Consider the following 720-nt stretch of genomic DNA (forward strand, 5'->3'; position numbering starts at 1 on the left):
CGTTGTAAATAATGCGTGAAAAAAATTAACGAAAATGAAATATGCTGAATTTAATATTGGAAATAATAAAATAGAATTCTTGAATTCTGTATTCGGAACTGAAAGTGTTTTATTGAATGATAAATTAGTTTCAAAAAAAATCTCTTTATCTGGAATTAAACACAAAATAATCCTGAATTCTGAAAATTTCATTCTAAAATCCAAATATGAACAGTTTGACAAACGTGAAATTGAATTGAAATTAATTAAAAACGGAGAAACAGTTGAAAAACAAATTGTGAAAGCTGACAAAAAGCATAGAATTTACTGGATGCTGATTGGAATTGGTTTGGGAATTGCAGCATATAAACTCTTAAATTTAGTAATTGAAAATTTGAATTAATTTATGAATAAAAAAAATCTAAATTTATTAGGTGGAATTTTTATGAGTCTAAAATTTATTTCTAAATTGTTTGACACAGAATCTGAAACATTTTTTGGATTTTCTGTAAATATATGGGTTCTTGCAATTGTGTATTTTCTTGCTGCAATTTCGTTTTTTGGAAATTATTATGAACTGAAAAAAAACAAAAAAAAATAAAACACTATTTACAACACCGTACAAAATTAATTGCTTGCTTTTTCCTTACTTACGAAAATCCTCGCGGATTTTCTTTGTCTGTAATTATTTAGTAAATTTAGTGCTTAAAACACGCAACTAACCTTGTACAAACACGTTGG

The 720-nt window shown here is 25.7% G+C and carries 2 protein-coding genes; both read left to right on the forward strand.

Annotated elements, in window-relative coordinates; translation table 11 throughout:
- Window positions 1-34 precede the first annotated feature (34 nt).
- A complete protein-coding gene (locus MPF13_RS15495; protein ID WP_249983672.1) occupies window positions 35-382 on the forward strand; it encodes a hypothetical protein in 348 nt (115 codons plus the stop codon).
- Window positions 383-385: 3 nt separating this feature from the next.
- Window positions 386-580, forward strand: coding sequence for a hypothetical protein (locus MPF13_RS15500; protein WP_249983673.1), 195 nt, complete (start codon window positions 386-388; stop codon window positions 578-580).
- The last annotated feature ends 140 nt before the right edge of the window (window positions 581-720 follow it).

Origin of the sequence: Polaribacter sp. Z022, from assembly GCF_023555495.1 — a bacterium.
In the GTDB taxonomy this organism is placed as follows: domain Bacteria; phylum Bacteroidota; class Bacteroidia; order Flavobacteriales; family Flavobacteriaceae; genus Polaribacter.

Bases quoted from the DNA above. Each gene is read 5' to 3' on its own strand.
- MPF13_RS15495 (WP_249983672.1), top strand. From the start codon at position 35: ATGAAATATGCTGAATTTAATATTGGAAATAATAAAATAGAATTCTTG.
- MPF13_RS15500 (WP_249983673.1), top strand. From the start codon at position 386: ATGAATAAAAAAAATCTAAATTTATTAGGTGGAATTTTTATGAGTCTA.